At 34.8% G+C, this 21,938-nt stretch carries 25 protein-coding genes, 1 tRNA gene and 1 pseudogene; 7 read left to right on the top strand and 20 right to left on the bottom strand.

Annotated elements, in window-relative coordinates; genetic code table 11:
• Positions 1 to 130: 130 nt before the first annotated feature.
• The 5 genes from ACQ65V_RS04450 to ACQ65V_RS04430 form a co-directional block, all read right to left on the bottom strand.
• Positions 131 to 904, bottom strand: coding sequence for a metal ABC transporter ATP-binding protein (locus ACQ65V_RS04450; protein WP_430467030.1), 774 nt, complete (start codon positions 902 to 904; stop codon positions 131 to 133).
• An 81-nt stretch (positions 905 to 985) separates the two neighbouring features.
• Positions 986 to 1,138, bottom strand: coding sequence for a hypothetical protein (locus tag ACQ65V_RS04445; protein ID WP_430467029.1), 153 nt, complete (start codon positions 1,136 to 1,138; stop codon positions 986 to 988).
• A 57-nt stretch (positions 1,139 to 1,195) separates the two neighbouring features.
• On the bottom strand, positions 1,196 to 2,107 hold the full coding sequence (locus ACQ65V_RS04440; protein ID WP_155087972.1) for a metal ABC transporter solute-binding protein, Zn/Mn family: 912 nt from the start codon (positions 2,105 to 2,107) through the stop codon (positions 1,196 to 1,198).
• A gap of 64 nt (positions 2,108 to 2,171) precedes the next feature.
• Positions 2,172 to 2,975, bottom strand: coding sequence for a transporter (locus tag ACQ65V_RS04435; RefSeq protein WP_430467028.1), 804 nt, complete (start codon positions 2,973 to 2,975; stop codon positions 2,172 to 2,174).
• Positions 2,962 to 3,621 (bottom strand): metal-dependent transcriptional regulator, encoded by a 660-nt coding sequence (locus ACQ65V_RS04430; RefSeq protein WP_155087974.1) that lies wholly within the window; start codon positions 3,619 to 3,621, stop codon positions 2,962 to 2,964. Before ACQ65V_RS04430 ends, ACQ65V_RS04435 begins: the two co-directional genes overlap by 14 nt.
• Positions 3,622 to 3,739: 118 nt before the next feature.
• On the opposite strand from ACQ65V_RS04430, the gene ACQ65V_RS04425 reads away from it, so the two are divergent.
• Positions 3,740 to 4,171, top strand: coding sequence for a hypothetical protein (locus tag ACQ65V_RS04425; protein ID WP_430467027.1), 432 nt, complete (start codon positions 3,740 to 3,742; stop codon positions 4,169 to 4,171).
• Positions 4,172 to 4,340: 169 nt separating this feature from the next.
• Here the strand turns inward: ACQ65V_RS04425 and feoB are convergent, their stop codons facing one another.
• The 3 genes from feoB to ACQ65V_RS04410 form a co-directional block, all read right to left on the bottom strand.
• A complete protein-coding gene (gene feoB / locus ACQ65V_RS04420) occupies positions 4,341 to 6,440 on the bottom strand; it encodes a ferrous iron transport protein B (RefSeq protein ID WP_430467026.1) in 2,100 nt (699 codons plus the stop codon).
• A complete protein-coding gene (locus tag ACQ65V_RS04415; RefSeq protein ID WP_162306918.1) occupies positions 6,433 to 6,666 on the bottom strand; it encodes a FeoA family protein in 234 nt (77 codons plus the stop codon). Before ACQ65V_RS04415 ends, feoB begins: the two co-directional genes overlap by 8 nt.
• A gap of 72 nt (positions 6,667 to 6,738) precedes the next feature.
• On the bottom strand, positions 6,739 to 7,413 hold the full coding sequence (locus ACQ65V_RS04410; RefSeq protein ID WP_430467025.1) for an SCO family protein: 675 nt from the start codon (positions 7,411 to 7,413) through the stop codon (positions 6,739 to 6,741).
• A gap of 195 nt (positions 7,414 to 7,608) precedes the next feature.
• Here ACQ65V_RS04410 and rseP point away from each other — a divergent pair, with 195 nt between their 5' ends.
• From rseP to ACQ65V_RS04395, 3 genes are all read left to right on the top strand, one after another.
• Positions 7,609 to 8,955 carry an RIP metalloprotease RseP gene (gene rseP, locus ACQ65V_RS04405; protein WP_430467024.1) on the top strand — a complete coding sequence of 449 codons (1,347 nt, stop codon included), beginning with the start codon at positions 7,609 to 7,611 and terminating at the stop codon, positions 8,953 to 8,955.
• 93 nt (positions 8,956 to 9,048) lie between these two features.
• Positions 9,049 to 9,122 (top strand) — tRNA-Asn (locus ACQ65V_RS04400).
• A 36-nt stretch (positions 9,123 to 9,158) separates the two neighbouring features.
• On the top strand, positions 9,159 to 9,464 hold the full coding sequence (locus tag ACQ65V_RS04395) for a GIY-YIG nuclease family protein (RefSeq protein WP_430467023.1): 306 nt from the start codon (positions 9,159 to 9,161) through the stop codon (positions 9,462 to 9,464).
• A gap of 142 nt (positions 9,465 to 9,606) precedes the next feature.
• Here ACQ65V_RS04395 and ACQ65V_RS04390 read toward each other — a convergent pair whose 3' ends face one another.
• Together ACQ65V_RS04390 and ACQ65V_RS04385 are read right to left on the bottom strand one after the other, a co-directional pair.
• Positions 9,607 to 11,667, bottom strand: a complete 2,061-nt coding sequence (locus tag ACQ65V_RS04390) for an ATP-binding protein (RefSeq protein WP_430467022.1) — start codon at positions 11,665 to 11,667, stop codon at positions 9,607 to 9,609.
• A gap of 54 nt (positions 11,668 to 11,721) precedes the next feature.
• The gene (locus ACQ65V_RS04385) at positions 11,722 to 12,678 is read right to left on the bottom strand and encodes an NAD-dependent epimerase/dehydratase family protein (RefSeq protein ID WP_430467021.1); all 957 of its coding nucleotides are present in this window, start codon (positions 12,676 to 12,678) and stop codon (positions 11,722 to 11,724) included.
• A 169-nt stretch (positions 12,679 to 12,847) separates the two neighbouring features.
• Between ACQ65V_RS04385 and ACQ65V_RS04380 the strand changes: the two genes are divergently transcribed.
• Together ACQ65V_RS04380 and ACQ65V_RS04375 are read left to right on the top strand one after the other, a co-directional pair.
• Positions 12,848 to 13,375: a hypothetical protein gene (locus ACQ65V_RS04380; RefSeq protein WP_430467020.1), complete on the top strand. Its 528-nt coding sequence runs from the start codon at positions 12,848 to 12,850 to the stop codon at positions 13,373 to 13,375.
• Between the two features lie 189 nt (positions 13,376 to 13,564).
• Positions 13,565 to 15,631, top strand: coding sequence for a M13 family metallopeptidase (locus ACQ65V_RS04375; RefSeq protein ID WP_430467019.1), 2,067 nt, complete (start codon positions 13,565 to 13,567; stop codon positions 15,629 to 15,631).
• A gap of 70 nt (positions 15,632 to 15,701) precedes the next feature.
• Here ACQ65V_RS04375 and ACQ65V_RS04370 read toward each other — a convergent pair whose 3' ends face one another.
• Positions 15,702 to 16,418 carry a hypothetical protein gene (locus ACQ65V_RS04370; RefSeq protein ID WP_273289753.1) on the bottom strand — a complete coding sequence of 239 codons (717 nt, stop codon included), beginning with the start codon at positions 16,416 to 16,418 and terminating at the stop codon, positions 15,702 to 15,704.
• Positions 16,419 to 16,486: 68 nt separating this feature from the next.
• A complete protein-coding gene (locus tag ACQ65V_RS04365) occupies positions 16,487 to 17,296 on the bottom strand; it encodes an NAD(P)H-binding protein (protein ID WP_430467018.1) in 810 nt (269 codons plus the stop codon).
• A 114-nt stretch (positions 17,297 to 17,410) separates the two neighbouring features.
• Between ACQ65V_RS04365 and ACQ65V_RS04360 the strand changes: the two genes are divergently transcribed.
• Positions 17,411 to 17,896 carry a CBS domain-containing protein gene (locus ACQ65V_RS04360; protein WP_273289751.1) on the top strand — a complete coding sequence of 162 codons (486 nt, stop codon included), beginning with the start codon at positions 17,411 to 17,413 and terminating at the stop codon, positions 17,894 to 17,896.
• On the opposite strand, the gene ACQ65V_RS04355 is transcribed toward ACQ65V_RS04360, so the two are convergent.
• The 8 genes and pseudogenes from ACQ65V_RS04355 to ACQ65V_RS04320 all read right to left on the bottom strand — a co-directional run bounded on the left by ACQ65V_RS04355 (position 17,893) and on the right by ACQ65V_RS04320 (position 21,734).
• Positions 17,893 to 18,243, bottom strand: coding sequence for a DUF2116 family Zn-ribbon domain-containing protein (locus ACQ65V_RS04355; protein ID WP_155087987.1), 351 nt, complete (start codon positions 18,241 to 18,243; stop codon positions 17,893 to 17,895). The two genes, ACQ65V_RS04360 and ACQ65V_RS04355, sit on opposite strands and share 4 nt — an antisense overlap.
• A 2-nt stretch (positions 18,244 to 18,245) precedes the next feature.
• On the bottom strand, positions 18,246 to 18,770 hold the full coding sequence (locus ACQ65V_RS04350; RefSeq protein WP_430467017.1) for a DinB family protein: 525 nt from the start codon (positions 18,768 to 18,770) through the stop codon (positions 18,246 to 18,248).
• Positions 18,771 to 18,808: 38 nt separating this feature from the next.
• Positions 18,809 to 19,453, bottom strand: coding sequence for a spermidine synthase (locus ACQ65V_RS04345; protein ID WP_430467016.1), 645 nt, complete (start codon positions 19,451 to 19,453; stop codon positions 18,809 to 18,811).
• Complete coding sequence (locus tag ACQ65V_RS04340) at positions 19,450 to 19,725, bottom strand: hypothetical protein (protein WP_430467015.1); 276 nt, start codon at positions 19,723 to 19,725, stop codon at positions 19,450 to 19,452. The genes ACQ65V_RS04345 and ACQ65V_RS04340 overlap by 4 nt, the downstream gene beginning before the upstream one ends.
• A gap of 13 nt (positions 19,726 to 19,738) precedes the next feature.
• Positions 19,739 to 20,320 (bottom strand): annotated as a pseudogene (locus tag ACQ65V_RS04335) (pyridoxine/pyridoxamine 5'-phosphate oxidase); the annotation flags it as partial.
• Positions 20,321 to 20,397: 77 nt separating this feature from the next.
• Positions 20,398 to 20,862: a hypothetical protein gene (locus tag ACQ65V_RS04330; protein ID WP_155087992.1), complete on the bottom strand. Its 465-nt coding sequence runs from the start codon at positions 20,860 to 20,862 to the stop codon at positions 20,398 to 20,400.
• Between the two features lie 159 nt (positions 20,863 to 21,021).
• Positions 21,022 to 21,495 carry a hypothetical protein gene (locus tag ACQ65V_RS04325; RefSeq protein ID WP_430467014.1) on the bottom strand — a complete coding sequence of 158 codons (474 nt, stop codon included), beginning with the start codon at positions 21,493 to 21,495 and terminating at the stop codon, positions 21,022 to 21,024.
• The gene (locus ACQ65V_RS04320) at positions 21,492 to 21,734 is read right to left on the bottom strand and encodes a hypothetical protein (RefSeq protein WP_430467013.1); all 243 of its coding nucleotides are present in this window, start codon (positions 21,732 to 21,734) and stop codon (positions 21,492 to 21,494) included. Before ACQ65V_RS04320 ends, ACQ65V_RS04325 begins: the two co-directional genes overlap by 4 nt.
• Between the last annotated feature and the right edge of the window lie 204 nt (positions 21,735 to 21,938).

Below are 21,938 nucleotides of genomic sequence, written 5' to 3'. Positions count from 1 at the left end.
TTCGTTCATTATTTCTGAATTTTGATGTTTCCGACCTTGTCGGAATATCAAGTTCGATTTATATTTTGGTTTTCATTAGTTAGAGTATGTACTGCAAACTGCGACTGAACACTGTTTACTTTACACTTTTCTACTCTTGTATACTTACCTTATAATTAATACCATAAGTCTTCGTCAAATTATCATCATTAAAAATGTCTTTTACTGGTCCTGTGGCAATTTTCTTCACATTTAAGAAGGTCACCCAATCGAAATACTCAGGAACGGTTTGTAAATCGTGATGAACAACAATAACCGTTTTGCCAGCCTTTCTTAATGCTTTTAATATATTAATGATGGCGATTTCAGTTGAAGCATCAACACCTTGAAACGGTTCATCCATAAAATAGATGGATGCATTTTGTACCAAGGCTCTTGCCAAAAATATACGTTGTTGCTGTCCTCCTGAAAGTTGACTGATTTGTCTGTTTTTAAAAGGGAGCATTCCTACTTTTTCAAGAGCTTCAAGGGCTGCTTTCTTTTCTTTTTGTCCTGGTCGTTTAATCCAGCCCAGACTTCCGTAGGTGCCCATCATAACCACATCTAAAGCGGTTGTTGGGAAATCCCAATCGACACTTCCTTTTTGAGGTACATAAGCTACCAGCTGACGTTGTTTTTCGTAGGGCTTATCATAAATAGCAACGCTACCTGCTATGGGTTTTAAAATACCAAGAATAGATTTTATTAAGGTTGACTTTCCTGCTCCATTTGGACCTACTATAGCCATTAAAACACCTTCTGGGATTTCTAAATCGATATCCCATAGTACGGGTTTGTAGTTGTAGGCTACGGTGAGGTCATCTACTTTTACGGCTACCACTCCTGCGGAAGCAGGAGTCTCATTGTCTTTAGTTTGTTTCTTCATAATTTAATTTATGTTCATTTTGCCTTGATGCAAAACGAACCAAAAAATCACGATCAAAATTAGGAAGTTACTCACTAATTTCTATCGTTTATTATTGAGTTCGTGAATGCAAAGCATTTGCGAAGCACCATTCGCTTTCAGAACTTCGTGCTTAAGGCTACGCCCTGCATCTTCGTTCTTTCGCTCATTATTTCTGAATTTTGATGTTTCCGACACAGTCGGAATTAGGGACATTCATTTATGCTATTTTCTGTTCTTTTGGTTTATTTCTCACTAATCACTAATCACTAATCACTTCAAAGCATTTACAATCGTATTCACATTATACTCAAACATACCAACATAGGTCCCTTCAACTGTACCAGCATTTCCAAGGGCATCAGAATATAAGGTGCCTCCAATTTCTACTTCATGACCTTTTGACTTTACAGCAGCTTGTAGTGCTTCAATCGTTCGTTTTGGCACAGAGCTTTCTACAAAAATAGCTTTGATTTGTTTTTCAATAATAAAAGCAGCTAATTTCTGTACATCTTGAACGCCAGCTTCTGTTGCAGTGGATAATCCTTGAAGGCCGACCACTTCAAAATCGTAAGCTTTTCCGAAGTAATTAAAGGCATCATGTGCTGTCACCAATATTCTCTTTTCTTTTGGAAGCGTTTCGATAACGGTCCTTACTTTTTCTTGAAGTTCATCCAATTCTGATAAATATTTCATTTTATTGGCTTCAAATGTGTCCTTGTTTTCTGGATTATTTTCGGATAGAACTTCTGTTACTTTTTCAGCAAATTGCTTAAAATAGTCAATATTAAACCACACATGCGGATCGTAATTGGAAGCAAAGTAATCAGAACCAATCAATCCTTTTTTGTCTAATTGATCGGCCAATGCTATAGGAGTTTTCGCTTGATTACCCATTTTTTCAAAAACCTCTACTAGTTTGCCTTCAAGATGCAAACCATTATAAAAAATAATATCTGCATTAAACAGTTTTGTTACGTCACCTTCACTTGCTTTGTACAGGTGTGGGTCAACACCACTGCCCATTAAACCTTCTACATTAATAGCATCGCCACCAATGTTTTTTACTAAATCAGTAATCATTGTCGTTGTGGTGACTACATTTAATTTACCGTTGTCGTTTTTCTCGTTTTTACAGCCAAATACTGTTATTAATAAGAGAAATAGTAGTGTTATATTCTTCATTTAAATTTTGTTTTCAATTGCATTTCGACTGCGCTCAATGTGACACGCACAGTAAAAATTATCTTTATTTTTTCTTTCTTATTCTATAACTTAATCCAGCTCCAATTAAAATATCTTGCCCTTCGGTAAAACTTGTACCGAAATAGGCATCAAGTTGTAAATCGTTGCAAACTAAATAGGTGAGTCCTGCATCCCAATAATGGTTGGCAGAACTGTCTTCTGGCAAGTCTCCATACACTTCAGCGTACATGCCGAATTTTTCTGTAAAACTGTAACCATAAGCAAGCGTATAGATGGCTGCAGCTTCTGGTGAGTCATCTCCCCATTGTGCACCAATATTATAGCCAAGACTAGAATTTTCACTCAAAGTATGTGATAGCGAAAGTCTAAAATCTACTCCCGTATATTCTGGTCTGTAGTCTTCTGCAGCACTAAATACCGGAAATACATGGCCTATCAATGCGATCTCTGGCATACAGCCATCTTCTTCGGCAATATCTAACTTCAAACCAAGTAATAATGGGGAAAGACCACTGGTAACATTATCTAATTTGTTGCCGTTTACTGTGGTTACGCCTTCAACAAAATCCCAGCCTAAACGAAATTCCAGATTATCTAAAATTCCGTAACGTATCAGCATAGTGTTGTACGTGTAGTTTTCAGACTTAATATTATTCTCTTCAAAGGATTCGTAAAGTCCTCCGGTTTCAAATTGTAAAACTCCTTTGCCCACGGTTGAAGAGGCTTCAGTTGCATCTGGTCTATCGGTTACTAATGCTTCTACATTATCAGTTTCTTGTGCAAAACCAAATTGTAACGCGGTAAATAAAGTGAGACTCAATAATAAATTTCTGTTAGTTAGCTTCATTGACATAAATTAAGGTTGTAAAATCTTCGTTTAATAAAATTGTGTTGTTTTCAACTGAGAGTTCAGTCATTTTGTTGTTTTTGAATTGCTTTGAAACTTTAATTTCATTGCCATATTTTAATTTGTGATGCGCGCAAAACTCAAAGAATTCCTTGTCATCGCTTGTTAAACGAGAAATGACATATTTTTTTCCTTCAACAGCATTAGACAGCGGAATGGAAGTATCTGTTGTTGTTATTTCTCCTTCTGAATTTGGAATTGGGTCACCATGCGGATCAAACTTAGGGTTGCCAAGATATTCACTGATTTTATTGGCTAATAAGTCTGATGTTTGATGCTCTAAAAGCTCTGCTTCCCTGTGTATGTCGTGTAAAGACATATCAAACATTTTAAATAGAAAAGCTTCCCAAAGACGATGTTTTCTAATCACATTGAGCGCCATTTTTTTGCCTTTATCTGTTAGCTGTAATTCTTGATACTTTTCATAATGCAGCAAATCCTTTATAGCCAGTTTTTTTGCCATATCGGTTGCAGCAGCATTGGATATACCAAGTTTTTTAGCAATATTCCCTGGTTTTGTGTTGCGAGCATCGTGGGAATTATTGTTATAAATAGCTTTTATAAAATTCTCAGTAGCTACGGACATTTATAATTGCTTTAATTAATTTTTAAGTTAGCTTAAATATTTTTCAAATGTAGCTAAAATATTTTATAATTTGTCACATTAATAAATTATTTAAGTCTTTAGATTATATATTAGTAATATGAGAAAAGGACTGTTTTTATTATTGTGCTGTATTGTTGGTTCATTTAATGCACTAGAAGCACAAAACGTTGTACAAAAAGATTCGTTAAGCATCAGTGAATTTGTAAAATTGAATGAAAAGGCAAAGTTCGGCACTTTTCAAGTGGAATTCAACAAGGTGATAAACGATTCAAGATGTCCAAAAGACGTGATGTGTGTTAGAGCAGGTGAGGCTTTTGTTGAAGTGTTGATTTATAAAGATTCAAAATTTATTCAAAAGAAAAAACTAAGGATTGATGCCAGCGGTTTTGTAACGGCTAGCAATAACTTAGCTTTTTATTCTGAGAATTTATTAATTTATGGTTTTAGCTTAACTCCATATCCCGACACTTCTGTTGAAACAAAAGAAGAAGATTATCAGCTGGAAGTTGTGTTTCAGCCTAAAGAATGAATCAAACACTAAGACTAAAGTTTATTTGAGGTTAATGGCATCCGCAATCATCGGTTCCACAAGCCGAAGAAGATTTGCTTTTTGGCTTCCAAATAAATTTTCTTACCAGGAATAGAAGTGCTAAGCCTAGAGCAGAAAAAACCAATATGTTTTGAATAAGTGTGTTCATTTATTTTAACATTTGAAATGCCGCCAATGCTACAAGATAAGCAAAAGCACTCATGATTACAAGTTGGTACATGGGCCATTTCCACGAGTTGGTTTCACGTTTTACAATAGCTAATGTACTCATGCATTGCATGGCAAAAGCATAGAACAGCAATAACGATATTCCTGAGGCAAAATTAAATAAGGGTCCACCAAGAATTGGGTTGACCTCGCCAGCCATTCTGTTTTTAATAGTTTCCTCTTCATCACTACCAACGCTATAAATGGTCGCCAATGTACCTACAAAGACTTCGCGTGCTGCAAAAGAACTTACAATGGCAATACCAATTTTCCAATCGTAACCCAAGGGTCGTATCGCAGGTTCAATTGCTCTTCCTGTAATGCCAATAAAGGAATGTTCTAACTTGTGTGATGCAATTTTTTGCTGTAACTCGTCCTCAGACAGATTTTCTGAAGCAAATTGTTCCGTAACAATAGTATCTGCATTGTTGAATTGTTCGCCAGGACCGTAAGAAGCTAAAAACCAAAGAATAATTGAAATAGCCAGGATGATTTTTCCTGCGCCAAATACAAAAGCCTTTGTTTTCTCTAAAACCGTTAAAGCTACATTTTTAAATAACGGTAATTTGTAGTTGGGCATTTCTACTACAAAAAAAGTTTTACTCCTTATTTTCAGTATCTTATTCAATATCCAAGCTGAACCAACCGCAGCTCCAAACCCGATCAGATACAGCAGCATTAAAGTTAAGGGTTGGTAACCTAATCCTAAAAAGCGACCTTCAGGTATAACTAATTCTATAATGATTAAATACACTGGTAAACGTGCAGAGCATGTTGTAAATGGAGTTACTAAAATGGTAATTAAACGTTCTTTCCAGCTTTCAATATTACGTGTCGCCATTATTGCAGGTATGGCACAAGCTGTCCCGGAAATTAAAGGCACTACGCTTTTTCCGCTTAGTCCAAAACGTCGCATAATTCTGTCCATTAAAAAGACCACACGACTCATATAACCGCTTTCTTCGAGAATAGAAATAAAGAGAAATAAGAAAGCAATCTGCGGAATAAAAATAACAATACCTCCAAGCCCAGGAATAATGCCTTCGGCTATAAGGCTTGTAAATGCTCCGTCTGGCAGCGTGTTTTTTGTCCATTCACTTAAAGACGCAAACGCACTATCAATAAGTTCCATAGGAATTTGTGCCCAATCGTAAATCGCCTGAAAAATAGTTAAGAGTATTATTCCAAATATGAGGTAGCCCCAAACCTTATGTGTTAAAATCCTATCTAATTTAACCCTTAAATCCTTAGCACTGGCCAAATCAATAGTTTGCCCTTTTTTAAGCGTGTTATTGATAAACTGATAGCGCTTTATTGTTTCTTTTTGCTGAAGTCGTTTTAGATCTGCTTTTGTTTTTGTTTTAAAATCTGAAACGGCATCTATGGTGTTTCTATCGGTTTTACCAAAGTTGACATCTTGGGTAATCACTAACCAAAGTTTGTACAAGAGTTGATTGGGAAATGCTTTTCTTAGATTATTAAAATAATCCTCATCTATTGACGAAGCATTAAGGCATGGTTTTGTGGAGAGGTCTTTATAATTTGCAATGAGCTCCTTAAGTTCACCAATGCCTTTATTCTTCCGTGTACTTATAAGTGCAATTTTGGTTTCGAGCTGTTGCTCTAAATAATCAATATCTAAGGAGATACCTTTATAGGCCATTCGGTCTGACATATTGATGACCAGTACGGATGGAATTTCTAAATCCTTTATTTGGGTAAAAAGCAAAAGGTTTCGCTTTAGATTTTCAACATCACTGACTACAACAGCAACATCAGGAAAATCTTTATCGTTTTTATTAAGGAGCAGTTCAATGACCACATTTTCATCAAGCGAAGAGGCATTCAAACTGTAAGTTCCCGGTAAATCAATAATATGTGCTTTTACACCTCGAGGTAATTTGCAGATGCCTTCCTTTTTTTCAACTGTAATACCAGGATAGTTACCCACCTTTTGATTCAATCCTGTTAAGGCATTAAAAACAGAGGTTTTTCCTGTGTTTGGGTTTCCTATTAACGCAACGTTGATTTGTTTAGCCATTTATTACCTCTATTATTATGTGCACAGCCGTTTCCTTTCTAATGGCCAAATGCGAGCCATTAATGTTGAGGTACATGGGATCTGCAAAAGGAGCAACTTGAACCAGCTCCACAGAATTACCCGGCAAACAGCCCATTTCGAGAAGTTTTAAAGGAATATGGATTGAGGAAACATCTTTAATAGTACCTTGTTGTCCACGTTTTAATTCTGCTAGTGTCAAGCTTATTCTTATTTAGATTGAATTTAAAGAAGCAAAAATAGAATAAAATTTCTAGGGGCTAAAACCTTTTTAAAGAATTTAGGATTCGTCTTTTAAGGTTTCAATATCTTCCAGAAGCTTTTCAATGTCTTCAGGATTTGTACCATCATAAAATCCTCTGATTTGACGCTTTTTATCAATAAGCATAAAGTTTTCGGTATGTATCATGTCGTACATATCGCCATTGCCTTGCGTTTTTACCGCTAAGTAGCTTTTTCTGGCCAATTCATAGATTTGTTTTTTATCGCCAGTCACTAAATTCCATTTACGGTCAATGACGCCTTTTTCCTTGGCATACTTTTTAAGTTGTGCAACGCTATCTATTCTTGGAGTAACAGAATGGGAGAGGAGCATTACATCGTCATCACTAATTATTTCCTTTTGAATTTGATACATATGATCCGTCATAATCGGACAAATCGTTTGGCAGGTCGTAAAGAAAAAGTCAGCTACATATATTTTGTCTTTGTAAGTGTTTTGCGTAATGATTTCGCCATTTTGATTGATTAAACTAAAATCCGCAATTTTATGATATTTAATTTGGTGCTGAATAGTGCTATCCACCAATTCTTCACTAACCATGGCTGGCTGGTATATTGGCAATGGTCGTTTAACATTAAGAATACTATAAATTATACCTATAATAATGACACAAAGCACAGAAAAGAAAACTCCGAATTTTTTATAGCGCTTAAAAAACGAAAGAAATGACATTGGTATTTCGTTAAAATTTTTGAATTGCAAAGATACAACAGTTGGCAATTTGACTCTATTATTTTAACAGAAACGTGAGAGAGAAATCCTATGATTTATAAATCGGTGTTAAAAATAAATCGATTGGAAATACAATTATTTTCTAAGTTGCTTTAAAACCTTACTTTTGTCAATTGAAAATTTGAAAATGACTACATGGAATTTGTAATTAAGATATCCCAATTTTTACTGAGTTTATCGCTTCTGATCGTATTGCACGAGTTGGGCCACTTTATACCAGCCAAATTATTTAAAACCAAAGTAGAGAAGTTTTATCTCTTTTTTGATGTAAAATACTCGCTGTTTAAAAAGAAAATTGGGGATACTGTATATGGAATCGGTTGGTTACCACTTGGAGGTTACGTAAAGATTGCCGGAATGATAGATGAGAGTATGGATAAGGAACAAATGGCACAACCTCCACAACCGTGGGAATTCCGTTCTAAACCAGCTTGGCAACGGTTGATTATTATGCTTGGTGGTGTAACGGTTAACTTTATTCTGGCTTACTTTATTTATGTCTTTATTTCCTTTGCTTATGGTGATAAAGACTATACGCTAGAAAGTCTTAAGGATGGATATTTAATTGAAAACCAATTAATGCTCGATTTAGGTTTTAAAACAGGTGATAAAGTAATTGCGGTTAATGGTAAACCTGTTGAAGCACACTCAGACGTTATTAAAAGCTTGATTTCTGCAGAGGAGTTTACTGTAGAACGTAACAACAAAACTAAAAACATCAACTTACCGGAAGATTTTTTAGGGCAGTTGTCTTCTAGAAAAAACCGTTCTAGTCTATTTAACCTTAGAGTACCGTTTATGGTAGCAAAGGTTGATGACACTATGCAGAATAAAGATGTTGACCTAAAGCAAGGAGATGTTCTGTTAGCTATAAATGGAAAAGGCATTAGATATTTTGATCAATTAGAACCAAGATTGAAAAACTATAAAAACCAAACCATTACTGCCACACTTTTGAGGGACAATGATAGTATTGAGAGGGAATTGAAAGTAAACTCAAATGGTAAAATAGGTGTGTTTCCGGGTATTTCAGAAAATAAGTTTGAAGAATTAGGATATATAGATATTACCAGAAAGGAGTACACATTTTTAGAGAGTTTTGGTGGTGGCGCAGATAAATTTGTAGATCAAGTAGCAGGTTATTTTGATCAGTTAAAAGCGATATTCACTCCAAGTACAGGAGCTTATAAGGGTTTAGGTGGTTTTAAAGCCATCTTTGATATTTTCCCAGAAGTATGGAGCTGGGAAGCTTTCTGGAGACTTACAGCTTTCTTGTCAATTATGTTGGCAATACTTAATCTCTTACCAATACCTGCCTTAGATGGTGGACACGTTATGTTTTTATTGTACGAAATGATATCTGGTCGCAAGCCAAGTGAAAAGTTCTTAGAGCGTGCGCAAATCGTTGGATTCTTTATCTTAATTGCTCTGGTATTATTTGCTAATGGTAATGACGTTTTTAGATGGATAACAAACCGATGATGAATTTTAATTTTTAAATCAAAAAATTAAAATTTCATATTGTAGAGATTAAAAAATAATTTATATTTGCCCTCGCTTAAGCGAAAAGCATCTTCCTCAGTAGCTCAGTTGGTTAGAGCATCTGACTGTTAATCAGAGGGTCACTGGTTCGAGCCCAGTCTGAGGAGCAAAAGCCCAACTTCCATGTTGGGCTTTTTTATGCCATGTATTATTTTTATATCATTTATTCAGAACGTTTCGACAAGTTTTATTCGGGTTCTTCTCAAGAGCCATGGAAACGATTGGAAAAACATAAAACCACATCGCTCAACACTTTTACAGCTAAATATAGACCATGGGAATTGAAAGCTGTTTTCGAGGCAGGTAACACAAGGGGTGAAGCTGAGCAAATCGAAAGATTCGTTAAGAGACAAAAGAGTAGAAATCTATTAGAAAAATTAATTACCCCAGATTTTAAGCCAAAAGGGAAATTAGCTCAGTTGGTTAGAGTTCCGCATGTGCGGAATTAATCAGAGGGTCACTGGTTCGAGCCCAGTCTGAGGAGCAAAAGCCCAACTACCATGTTGGGCTTTTTTTATGCACTGTCTCAGCAGGATTTATAACAGTTTTGAAAAGTTATTAGGTTCAATACCAAAACAACCCATAAGGTTATTAAGCTACAACTTTTTTTACTGAGAAATATTTGATTAAAATATTTTGGAGTTTCTCCTTAGATAAGGGCTTAGTAAGATAGTCGTTCATACCAAGTTTTAAGGATTTGTCTATGGCTTGTTTTGTGACATCAGCAGATAGGCCAATAATTAATATGTCCTTATTAACTTCTCGTATTAAACGGGTTGCTTCATAACCATCCATCAAAGGCATATGGATATCCATTAATATCAATTGGTATTGTTTTTCCCTAGCCATTTTCACAGCACTTATACCATCTTTGGCTTTATCTGTTTTTACACCAAGATCTCGAAGAAGTTTGGTTAAGACAAGAACATTAATATTGTTATCATCTACTACTAAAACTTTTATATTCTCAAAACTAAAATGGAATGAATCAGTGTTGAAATTGTTTTGAGGTTGAATTTCAGATAATGTAAAAGGTATATTAAACATAAATTCACTGCCTTTGCCCAATTGACTATCAACAGATATTGTACCTCCCATTAATTCAACTAAATTCTGGCTTATCGCCAAGCCTAGGCCACTGCCTTCATGTTTTTTCTTAATTCCCTGATCTACCTGCGTAAATCTTTTAAATATTTTTGAAAGGTTGTACTGAGGTATGCCAATCCCTGTATCCGAAACTTTTAATGATATGTTTAGACAATTGCCCTTTAGAGTTTCTTTGTAAACCACACAAGCGCCACCACGAGCTGTAAATTTCAAGGCATTTTTTATAAGATTGATAATAACTTGGTTGAACTTTCCCTCATCACCCACAACGGACAGCTCTGAATTGGAGTGAAGCTCTAAATCTAGGCACAGATTTTTTGTTTCAAATTCTGCTTTAAACTGACTTACTAAAGCCGCAACCTCTTTACTTGGTGTAAACACAACCTCATTTAAACTCATTTCCCCAGATTCTATTTTGTCTATTTCAAGTACATCATTTACCAAAGCCAAGAGGTTTTTAGAAGATTTGTCCATTAGATACAAATAATGCGCATTGTTCTCTGGGTTGCTCGAATTTTTCAATAATTGAATTAATCCTAAAATACCATTCAAAGGTGTCCTAATTTCATGGCTCATGTTAGAGAGAAATTCTGTTTTAGCCATTGATGCTCTTTCTGCTCTATTACGCTGCTTACTAAGTTTTTTATTGGTTATTTTTAATTTTTTATTTGCTCTGACAGCCCTTGTGGTTTCAAGTTTTGCTCTTAAATGAAAATAAATAAGTAAGCTCATTAAGGTAGATAGTGCCAACCCAAAAATAAGCATGTTGTTTATTGAAGAACTTTTGTCGTTTAAAAAATTGGCAGAGGCTGGCTTTACTTTTATGGACCAAAATTGACTATCTAAACTATCGATTTTCAATGTATTGCTATATACAAAATCATCATTGCCAGTTTCGGTTTGGGTTGGGTTTTGAGTATAGAAAACAGTCCCTTTATCATCACGGATTTCTACACTATAATCAGGCAGGTTTTCTGCAAATGCATCAAGGTTTTTCTTAAAATCCATTCCCGCAGTAATCGTTCCTCTAAATTTGTTCTGAAAGTAAACGGGAACGTCTACTAAAAAGGCGTGACCGCCCTGAGTCATCTTAAACCACGAGGTTACATTGGTAGATCCATCTAAGCTATGTCTAATCCACTCATCGCGTCTGTAGTCAATTTTAGAAATATCCAACCCGATAGCGGCTTGGTTTCCTAGGGTAGGGTTTATTTTGCGAATGATCATAAGATCATCTATCCACTCAATAAATTTAAAAGAAGGATTTTGCTGTAATATTAATTCCGCATCATGTTCCCAATAATCAAAATAAGCGCCATTTGTAATCTGAAGTCTATCCTTTAAATTTTCTAAACTCTGAATATCTCTTTTAACAATAGAAAGAAACTTTTGCGATAAGAGTTCTCCCGAATTGTGAACCCTATTTTGAAGCGCTGATTTTTGAGCACTAATAGACTGATCCCATAAAAATAGAACGAGTAGGTTAAGAAATATAAAAGAAAAAAGAGGAATTAGGGCTTCTCTTTTTCTCACTTTTGTAAACATTTGAGGCTTTAAAGCGCCGAATATAAAACATTTATATAAATTAACAAATAATTCTTAAGAGGTATGGTACTTTTTCTTTAATGCTCTCAACATCTCAGCAGTCATAGCATCCAAGTCAAAACTATGCTGCCAATTCCAATCTTGTCTTGCTACGCTATCATCAATAGAAGATGGCCAACTATCAGCAATGGCTTGTCTAAAATCGGGTTTATAGGTGATTTCAAAATCAGGCATTTGCGCTTTTATGCTTTCATATATTTCTTTTGGAGTAAACGAAATAGCTGAAAGGTTATAGGATGACCTAATGGTTAGATTTTCTCCTGGTGCTTCCATCAAATCTATTGTTGCCTTTATAGCGTCGTCCATAAACATCATTGGTAAACTTGTATCTTCTGAAAGAAAACATTCATATGTTCCTTTTTTGATAGCTTCATGGTAAATTTCTACGGCATAATCCGTTGTGCCACCACCAGGCATAGCTTTATGACTTATAATACCTGGATAGCGGATACTTCTAACATCAACACCGTATTTTTTATAATAATATTCGCACCAGCGCTCACCCACCTGTTTCGTTATACCATAAACCGTAGTTGGCTCACAGATGGTATGTTGAGGTGTGTCTTCTCTAGGAGTGGTAGGGCCAAAAACGGCAATGCTACTAGGCCAATAGACTCTTTTTATATTACCTCCCTTGGCTAAATTAAGGACATGGAAAAGGGAATTCATGTTGAGATCCCAAGCTTCCATAGGGTATTTTTCGCCTGTAGCACTTAATAAGGCAGCCATTAGATAAACGGTATCTATATTGTGGTTTTTACAGCAGTCTTTTATAGCGTTGAAGTTCTTGGCATCAATAATTTCAAAAGGACCTGAGTTAACCAAGTCTAACTTTCTGGTATTAATGTCGCTGGCTATAACATTCTCTGTACCATGTATTTCTCTTAACTTAGTTGTAAGCTCTGAGCCAATTTGTCCACAGGCACCAATTATTAATATTTTAGAAGGCATATAGTTTAATTAAAGTATCTTCAAAAATAGCAAGAATTTAGACGTCCAAAAATTAAAATTTTCAAAAAAAACAGCTTTAAAGTAAGAAGTTGTCAATCTTCATTTTAAGAATATACTATAAACCCAAAATAATAGTTTAAGTATATTTACAATCAAATTATAATAAGAAATGAGAATTGGTTTACTGCTCTTAAATATATTTAGCTTTCTATTAATGAGTTGCGGTGATGGAGAATCACAATCTCAAATCACAGACACAGAAACTGAGAACCAAAAAACTCCGATTACGGCAAAGGCTATTGAGAATTTTGATTATTCTGATTATGCCTTGAGTACCAATGGAGAGGAAGCTGTTGCTGATTGGGAAAAATATCAAGAATTGGCAATCCAAATCAGCTATCTTAAAAAAGCGGACTTATCTTTTTTTAATGGGGACAAAAAACTCTTAAAGAAGTTTATAGACGAATTTAAAGCACAGATTCCAGAAGATTTACAGACCAACCCAATTATTTCCAGAACGATAATTATTGAAACGACACTTTTAAGGTTAAACGAAAATCTAACACTAGACAATATAGATAGTGACTTAAAATTAGAAAGCGTTAAAGAGGTTGTCGTTGCTTTTTCTAACCTTAATTATCAAATCAATAAAAAATTATCACGCGATATTTACGAACAGATTAAAGCAGAATACTAGTATCTAACTATCTTAAAATTTTGTTAAGTTGTAACATTTGCTTAATTAATCGGTCTTACTACTAACCACGTTTAATTATAATTAACTAATAATCACATTATGGCACGAGCGTATTCAAAGTTTAATCATTTTACGTAATGATTAATAGCGAATTGCATTTGACCATAATTAATCAGTAAACACAAACACATGAAAACCAATCTAAGTCGCGTTCTAGCGATATCAGGTTTGGCTTTCTTTACTATTGTAGGATGTAAAGATGAAGCCAAGAAAGACTCTGCAATGGCAGAAGAAAAAATTCCAGGCATAATTTTGGAAAACATGGACACAACTGTAAGTCCAAACGATGATTTTTACACTTTCGTTAATGGTAAATGGATGGAAACCAATGCTATCCCAGACGACGAATCGCGTTGGGGAGGATTTGGAGTATTGCGTAAATCTACAAGAAAAGATGTATTGGATATTTTAAATACATCTAAAGAACTAGGAACCTATAAAGAAGGTTCAGACCAACAAAAAGCCTTGTTGATTTTTGAATCTGAGTTAGACACTCTTGCTCGTAACGAAACTGGCACTAAACCACTAGAGCCTCTATTAAATAAGATTGATGGCGTCAAAAACCTAAACGATATGCAAACGGTTCTTGCTTCAACACTTGGTGTTGCAGCACCATTCGCTGGTATTGGTTCAAACCCAGATCTTAATGACAGTAGTATGAATACTGCTTGGTTGTTTCCAGCAGGATTAGGTTTACAGCGTGATTATTATTTAGATCAAGACGATAAGACCAAAGAGATAAGAAGTCAGTATGTTGACCACATAGCAAGAATGTTGCAATACATTGATTATTCTGAAGCTGATGCTAAAAAAGCTGCAGAAAAAATCTTAGAGATGGAGACGCAATTGGCAGAACCACGTTTAGATAAAGTGGCGAGTAGAGATATACGAAATTTTAACAACCCAACGTCACTTGAAGATTTACAGACGATGGCACCAGCAATAAACTGGCAAAAGTTTATGGATGACATGGGTATTGAAAAGAAAGTAGATACGCTTTTAGTAATGCAGCCTAAGTATATTAAAGCGATGAATAGTTTTTTAAAGTCTACACCTATTGAAGATATTAAAACGCTTATGGACTGGAGTACTTTAAATGGTGCTGCTGGATTTTTAACCACTGAAATTGAAAAGGCGAATTGGGAATTTTATGGTAAAACACTTAATGGATCTAAAAAAATGCGTCCAGCGGATGAGCGTGCTCTTGGAACTGTAGATGGTAGTGTTGGTGAAGCAGTAGGTCAATTGTATGTACAGGCTAAATTTCCACCAGAAGCTAAAGAAAAAGCTGAGAAAATGATAGCTAACGTCATTACGGCTTTCCAAAATCGCATCACCAAGTTAGATTGGATGAGTGAGGAAACTAAAAAGAAAGCTATAGAAAAGCTAGATAAGTTTACTGTTAAGATAGCTTATCCAGATGAGTGGGAAGATTACTCTGACTTACAGGTGAAAGAAGGAAATTCTTATGCCGAGAATATGTTAGCAGTAGGCGCATGGTCACAGAAACAAAACATTGAAGATATCAATGAACCAGTTGACAAATCTAAATGGGGAATGCCACCGCAAATGGTTAACGCTTATTTTAACCCGCTAAATAATGAGATTGTTTTCCCAGCGGCTATTTTACAACCACCTTTTTATAACTATACAGCTGACGAAGCTGTGAATTATGGAGGAATCGGTGCAGTAATTGGTCATGAGATTTCTCATGCCTTTGATGATTCTGGCGCACGTTTTGATGGTGATGGTAATGTAAACAACTGGTGGACACCAGAAGATTTAGCTGAATTTGAAAAGCGAGGTAAAGCCTTAGCAGACCAATATTCTGCAATTGAAGTTTTAGATAGTGTTTATGTTAACGGCCCTTTTACTTTAGGAGAAAACATTGGTGATCTAGGTGGTTTATTGGGAGCTTATGATGGGTTACAATTGTACTTTGAAGAAAACGGAAGACCAGACGATATAGATGGCTTTACAGCAGAACAACGTTTCTTTATGTCTTGGGCAACGGTTTGGAGAACGTTGATTAGAGATGAAGCTTTAAGAACACAAATCAACACAGATCCTCACTCTCCAGGTCATATTAGAGCAACACAACCTTTAAAAAATATTGATGCATTTTACGAAGCGTTTAATATTAAAGAAGGAGATTCAATGTATTTAGCACCAGAAAAGCGTGTTAGAATATGGTAAGAAACCCAAAAGATTGAAAATAAAAAAAGCTGCCAATTGGCAGCTTTTTTTATTCACCGTGTTGCGATTGTTAGTTCTTTTTAGCAGCGGCAGCTTGTTGTGCTTGTTGTGCTTTTTGGCTTTCTAAAGCTTGACGACTCACTTTTGCCAAATTAAAATTAGGATCTATGGCCAAGGCATCGTTCATTAACTTTATAGCTGCATCTATATTCGCAGTTTTGTCTTCAGTAAATGTTTGTAGTCCCTTTAAACACAATAATGCAGCTTTCATAGAAGTTTCGTAAGGCTGTTGGGTTTCGTAGAAACCACGCTTCATATCATCTGTTACATTGGCTAAACCATATTCAATTTTAGATTTAGCGCCTGCTGAATCACCAGTTTGAATTTTCATATCAGCAATTTCGTATGCCAAGTAAACATTAGGATCGCGTTCAAACAAAATCTCGTAATGCTCTAAAGCTAATTTTGGCTGATTTAGATTTTTAAGCGCTAAAGCTTTAACTTCAACATTCATATCCGAATCCGTTGCGTTTTTTTCAATACCTATAGTGTTTAAGGCCTGCATATACTTACCTTCAGAAAGGTATAAGTATGCAAGGGTATCTTGTCTGGCAACTGATGGTTCTAAAAGATTAAGGTGTGTCATAGCATTAATAATACCTTGTACATCACCCTGTTTTTTCATTTGCTGGTAATACGCTTCGTAGTGTTCCTTTAATTCTGCATTGGTCTGGGCAAAAGCACTAACTGAAAATAGTATCGCAATTGCTAATGTAATCTGTTTCATTGTCTTAAAATTTTGAGGGCTAAAACTATAAAATTTAATGTGAATAGCTCTTAAAAAACTATTAATTTCTATAGTGCCTGTTTAAAAGTGTAGTTCAAAAGCTGTACCAGGTTAGTACTATCTATTATTTTTCCTTTGCTTTTGGACTCCGAATCAAACTCAGGTAACTGTAAACTATGGTGTTTGCAATAGGCTGTATAGTATTCACTTTTCTTAGGATGATCTGGGTGAGCTGCATTAAAAACCATATTCCAATGGTTGTTTTTTAATATTTTGGCAATGATTTCTATGCAATCGTCTTTATGAATCAAATTGATTGGGGCATTAGGATTAGCAACATTTTTCTTTCCTGAAAGATATTCAGCTGGATGCCTTTCTTCATCAAACAAACCACCAAATCGTAATATAGTAGTATTGAAGTTTGAATTGTTTTGAAGCGTTTGCTCAACTTCTATAAGTTGCTTAGAACTATTTGAAGTTGCATTGGGCAAGGTATCACTATCTATTATAGGAAAATCCTCTTCATCTTTAAAAACTGAAGTTGAGCTCACATAAAGCACGTTTTTTATTTGTGCTGCCTCAATAGCTTTCACTAAATGCGTTATTTCGGCAACATGGTTTTTGGACGGATTTTTTCTTAAACCAGGTGGAATATTAATGATTATGGTCTCACTTTCCACTAAAAACTCTGAAGGATTCCCAGAAATTCCATTTTCACTTAACTGAATTAAATAACTATCGATTGAAGCTTTTTTTAGGTCTTCAATCTTATTTTGAGATGTTGTTGAGCCCTTTATTTTATAACCTTTACTAATTAATGATTTAGCTAAAGGAAGGCCAAGCCAGCCACAACCAATAATGCTAATTTGATTTTTCAAACGTCGATGAGTTAATAAAGGATAAAAGTACCTAAAATTTAGACCAAGAACTTATCATTTTGCCAAACAAGTAATTTTCACTAAATTTAAAATTAACTCTAAAATTCAAACGTTATGGGAATAAAAAGTTTTCAAGGTGCTCGTAAGCAACAACAGCAAAGCACTAGTCAGCCTGTTGCGCTAAAAGTAAAAGATTATATGACCACTAATCTCATAACATTTAAACCAGACCAGTCCGTACAACAAGTGGTAGAGTGTTTAATAAAATATAAAATCTCTGGTGGACCAGTAGTTAATGACAAAAATGAGTTAGTTGGTATTATTTCTGAAGGGGATTGTTTAAAACATCTGAGCGAAAGCCGATATTATAATATGCCTCTTGAGCAGGATAATGTAGAAAAACGTATGGTTGCCAATGTTGAAACCATTGATGGCAACATGGATGTTTTTGATGCTGCAAATAAGTTTCTAAATTCTAAACGAAGACGTTTCCCTATAGTTGAGAACGGTAAATTGGTAGGTCAGATAAGTCAAAAAGATATTTTAAAAGCAGCACTTCAACTGAAAGGAGAAAACTGGAACAGTAAAACCAAGGGTTAATCGTCTCGTTTTACCAAAGCATAATAGTCTCCTTCTAAAGGCAAGTAGCCTTGGTCGTAAACAAAATAGTAGATCGTACCTGCTTTTGTCGTATAAATACTTGTGAAATAATTAAAATCAAAACCACGCTCAACGAGTTTTGCCCTAGAACATTTAGTTTTTTTGTTCGGATTAAGGGCTTCCAAAATCCTATAATTTTTTCGAAGGCGATTATTGGTGTTTCTGATAAGATTTTTGGAATCTTTGTTAATGCGATTGTTATAAGCATTGCGACAACCATCACTGCAGAATTTTTTATCAACTCTGCCTATAATTCTATCGCCACATTCTGGACATTTTCTATGCATAATTATGTGTTTAAAATTGGGATGTACGCCACCCAAGGCCCTACTTCGTTTTTATATTGTTTTGCCATAACTCTACTTATTTGGGCAATATGACCCAAATCGTGCGTTACCCAACAGGCTAATAATTCACTAATAGAAACTTCACCCAATTCTGGATGCATACCTTTTTGTTGTAATTGTTCGCTCGATAAATTGAGTTGCTTTAAAACCTTGAGATTATCTTGTCTTAAATTCTCAAATTCATTTAGTAGTTGGCTGATGGTTTTTCCTTTGGAATTTTCAAATTGTGCAAACCGATCGAAGGCTTCAAAAGTTTTGTTTTCAGCATTGCTGAGTATGATTTTAAGGCGTGGTATCCAATCCGTTTTTTCACCATGAATTAAGTGTCCAACCACATCATATGGGTTCCAGGTATCGTTTCCTTCATTGGAGAAAAGCCAATCGTCAGAGAGATTGCCCAAATAGGATTTTAAGGTTTTTGGCGTTTGTTGTAAAACTTCTAATGCCTTTTCAATCGAATACTTCATACGTAATGACAAAATACAAAATATTCGTTTACAAACGTTTACAGAGATTTTAAAATCACAAGCGTATTGGTGTCATTAACGTTTTCAAAAACATCGACTTTATACACCTTAGTTTTAAGGTAATTGATGAGCTGATTTACACTTTCGTTTTTAGCATCTTTTACAGAGGCATTAAAGATGATATCACCTTTTGAAGATTTTAAATTGAGCGTATGGTCCCAAAACTCTTCAGATAAAAATTGATTGGGAACAGATAAATCTATAAAAATATCTACAATGATCAAATCGAACTGAGCTTTACTCTGCTTAACAAATTCAAACGCATCAGCACAGTAGATTTTGAGATTGTCATTTCCTGAAATACCAAATTCACTATTGGCAATATCTATAATTACAGGGTCTATTTCAACGGCTGTAATATGTTTATTGAATTCAAAATCTTTACGAAGCGTATCAATAACGCTTCCGCCTCCCATGCCTAACACTAAAATAGAGTTGACGTTCTGTAAGTTTATTTTTTCAATTCCAAATTTTAAAATGCGTTGTAGTGAACCATAACTATAGTTGGCATTTTGGGAGTTAAGGTGCTTTTTACCATTGTGCCAGGTGATTTCTAGAGTACCACTATAATCGGATTCTATGGTTTTTGTTACCGGCAAGATGTAGCTGAGTAGCTGTTTCATATTGCGATTAAAGATACAATTTCATAAATAGTACTGTCATTTGGTGTATTACCTTTTCCCTTGTCTAATTCGCTATAATGCTTGGTAAAGGTTTTGCCATTTTTATAGACACCAATTGACACGGAATTAAATCCCTTTTTGCTGAGTAGCGAATCTGCATTTCTATCCATGGATTGCTCTATGGATAGTTCTAATTCCGATCTTTTACCGTCTGATGTTTCTTTGCAAGCGAAAGCACTCGAAAGCATTAAAACTATAATCAATTTTTTCATGGTAAAAGGTTTTCTAAGGTTGTAACATCACTTTGTACCACTTGTTGTTATTACGTGTAAATAACTCACGATAGTGAAACCGGTTTTTATTAAACTCCATAAACTCTATCCGTTTTGGTACGATGTAAAAACCAGACCAATCTTTAGGTCTCTCAATTTCTGTATTGGTACATTCAGCTTTTCGTTGTTTAAACAAAGTCATAAGTTCAGTGATATCATCTATTTCAGCACCTTGGCTGCTTATTGCAATAACAATTTGTGATTCTTTGTTCCTGTCTTTAAAATAGTGGTCTGCAAGTTCGTCTTCAATTTGAAAAGCCTCTCCTTGTACCCTAATTTGTCTTTCAGTATCTGTCCACCAAATTATGAGAGAAGCTTTTGGGTTGGCTAGTAACTCCTTTCCTTTTTTAGAATTCATGGGACCAGTGACAACAAACTTTTCTTCTCTAACTTCTTTTAAAGAAACCATACGAGCATTAGGAAAACCATCTATACCAATAGAAGACAAACAACAAGCCGAAGGTATTCTAACCGTACTTTTTTGAGTTTCTTCGTTGTACCAATCTTTAAATTTTTCTAATGGGTTCATTTTATAAAGTTTGCGTCGAGTATTTGTAGGTTAACGGTCGTTGGCTATAACCAGCAATGAATTATACACATAGTTGTGTGTAGTTATTTTATTACGTTCAACGTTTCCATAATCAGTTCAGATTCAATTATTGCTTTCTGAATATTTGTTTTTTTAATCAGCTTTTTCCAAAATCGAAATTCAAAAGTCATTGCTGTTCCGAACAATTCATAAACTCCGTTGTTTTCAAAAGTATAATGCGACTTATAAGGATATTTTCCTTTGTATAAATCCTCCCGTTTTATTTTTGTAGAAATGAGTTTTAAGAATTTTTCAAAACCTTTTTCAAATTCCAATCCAGCATATTTATCAGAATAAGATTCAGTCACCATTCCAATTCCAACTCTTATTTCGTCAAACAAAAACCTGATTGAAATTTCAGAATCATTTTCATTCAGAGGTTCTATTAAAAACCAATCGTTTTCAATCCAAGTCGTTTTATTTCCTATATGCTCATTTAAGATTGATTCATATTGTTTAACTCTTGTTGCGAATATCTTTGAGTTCAAATGTTCGTTTTTTTTTAATTACACACAACGTGTTTGGCTATGGTTTCGTTGCGTGAAAATCCGCGAGGATTTTCCGCCGTAAACCGAAGATAGCAAATTTGCGAGGACTTTCCGAGAGGAAAGTTAGAAGCAATGAACCATAGTCGTTGTTGCATGTAGCTATTTTTTTATTTTCTCGTCTATCCAATTTATAATTCTTTTGGCAATTTGTTTTTGCATTCCTTTTGGTGTCTCATCAAGGATAAATTCAACTTCAAATCTCTCTCTTTCCAAATCTTTAAGGAATTCAGTCAAGTTTTCGTTATCCGAAACTTTGTATTCATCTATTAGGTCATTTATTGAGTCCAAAGCACTTTCTATATCCAAAAACATATCATCATCAATTTCCTCCAATTCATCATAATTATCGTGAAAGAAATCATAAATGGAATCAATTTCTTTCTGTATTTCTGAAAGTTTGATTTCGTTTGGAAAATCAAGCAAAGATTTAATTATTTCATTGTCAGTGAGATTTTGGAAACGACAAGAAACTTTTTTATCTGATTCCGAGAAGATATTTCTAAAATCCAATTTGATTAGAATTCCGCTATCGTCATTCCATTCAGGTTCAGATTCCGCAATATTTGTTGTCAAATCATCGTAGTGAAAGTCAATTTTTTCAAAACTTTTTTCTCCAAGTCCAAAGCGTCTCTTTCACTTAAATTTTCTTTTAAGACCAAAACTTTATGAGGTTCAGTTAGTTTTGAAACGTATTCAACCCATTTCTCATTTCGAGAAGTCTTTGCTGTTTTTCTGTGTCCTTTGCCTTTTCCAACGTAGAAAATTTCATTCGTTGTTGGATTTAGATGTATGTAGACGTAGTAGTCGTTCATAATTACAGGCAACGCGTATAAAAAACACTTTTTATAAAATTAAACAAAATATCAACAAAACCAACAACCATAGCGTTTTAGTCATTTTTAAACGACTACAAACATTTACAAACGAATTTAAACACGTAACTACCGACTAAAATTTGCCAACTGTATAATCTTTGCAGTGTCGAAACATAAGAACCTATCCATGGGTAGGCAAGT

The sequence above is a fragment of the Winogradskyella ouciana genome (genome assembly GCF_965284585.1).
In the GTDB taxonomy this organism is placed as follows: domain Bacteria; phylum Bacteroidota; class Bacteroidia; order Flavobacteriales; family Flavobacteriaceae; genus Winogradskyella; species Winogradskyella ouciana.
This window is presented reverse-complemented; position numbering and strand designations above follow the sequence as displayed.

Excerpts from the sequence above, each read along its gene's own strand:
- ACQ65V_RS04340 (WP_430467015.1), bottom strand. The coding sequence starts at position 19,725 with ATGAAAAAATTGATTATAGTTTTAATGCTTTCGAGTGCTTTCGCTTGC.
- ACQ65V_RS04450 (WP_430467030.1), bottom strand. The coding sequence starts at position 904 with ATGAAGAAACAAACTAAAGACAATGAGACTCCTGCTTCCGCAGGAGTG.
- ACQ65V_RS04320 (WP_430467013.1), bottom strand. The coding sequence starts at position 21,734 with ATGAACGACTACTACGTCTACATACATCTAAATCCAACAACGAATGAA.
- ACQ65V_RS04395 (WP_430467023.1), top strand. The coding sequence starts at position 9,159 with ATGTATTATTTTTATATCATTTATTCAGAACGTTTCGACAAGTTTTAT.
- ACQ65V_RS04410 (WP_430467025.1), bottom strand. The coding sequence starts at position 7,413 with ATGTCATTTCTTTCGTTTTTTAAGCGCTATAAAAAATTCGGAGTTTTC.
- ACQ65V_RS04425 (WP_430467027.1), top strand. The coding sequence starts at position 3,740 with ATGAGAAAAGGACTGTTTTTATTATTGTGCTGTATTGTTGGTTCATTT.
- ACQ65V_RS04435 (WP_430467028.1), bottom strand. The coding sequence starts at position 2,975 with ATGAAGCTAACTAACAGAAATTTATTATTGAGTCTCACTTTATTTACC.
- ACQ65V_RS04370 (WP_273289753.1), bottom strand. The coding sequence starts at position 16,418 with ATGAAACAGATTACATTAGCAATTGCGATACTATTTTCAGTTAGTGCT.
- ACQ65V_RS04380 (WP_430467020.1), top strand. The coding sequence starts at position 12,848 with ATGAGAATTGGTTTACTGCTCTTAAATATATTTAGCTTTCTATTAATG.
- ACQ65V_RS04375 (WP_430467019.1), top strand. The coding sequence starts at position 13,565 with ATGAAAACCAATCTAAGTCGCGTTCTAGCGATATCAGGTTTGGCTTTC.
- ACQ65V_RS04385 (WP_430467021.1), bottom strand. The coding sequence starts at position 12,678 with ATGCCTTCTAAAATATTAATAATTGGTGCCTGTGGACAAATTGGCTCA.
- rseP (WP_430467024.1), top strand. The coding sequence starts at position 7,609 with ATGGAATTTGTAATTAAGATATCCCAATTTTTACTGAGTTTATCGCTT.
- ACQ65V_RS04355 (WP_155087987.1), bottom strand. The coding sequence starts at position 18,243 with ATGCATAGAAAATGTCCAGAATGTGGCGATAGAATTATAGGCAGAGTT.
- ACQ65V_RS04350 (WP_430467017.1), bottom strand. The coding sequence starts at position 18,770 with ATGAAGTATTCGATTGAAAAGGCATTAGAAGTTTTACAACAAACGCCA.
- ACQ65V_RS04445 (WP_430467029.1), bottom strand. The coding sequence starts at position 1,138 with ATGTCCCTAATTCCGACTGTGTCGGAAACATCAAAATTCAGAAATAAT.
- ACQ65V_RS04440 (WP_155087972.1), bottom strand. The coding sequence starts at position 2,107 with ATGAAGAATATAACACTACTATTTCTCTTATTAATAACAGTATTTGGC.
- feoB (WP_430467026.1), bottom strand. The coding sequence starts at position 6,440 with ATGGCTAAACAAATCAACGTTGCGTTAATAGGAAACCCAAACACAGGA.
- ACQ65V_RS04430 (WP_155087974.1), bottom strand. The coding sequence starts at position 3,621 with ATGTCCGTAGCTACTGAGAATTTTATAAAAGCTATTTATAACAATAAT.
- ACQ65V_RS04390 (WP_430467022.1), bottom strand. The coding sequence starts at position 11,667 with ATGTTTACAAAAGTGAGAAAAAGAGAAGCCCTAATTCCTCTTTTTTCT.
- ACQ65V_RS04360 (WP_273289751.1), top strand. The coding sequence starts at position 17,411 with ATGGGAATAAAAAGTTTTCAAGGTGCTCGTAAGCAACAACAGCAAAGC.
- ACQ65V_RS04345 (WP_430467016.1), bottom strand. The coding sequence starts at position 19,453 with ATGAAACAGCTACTCAGCTACATCTTGCCGGTAACAAAAACCATAGAA.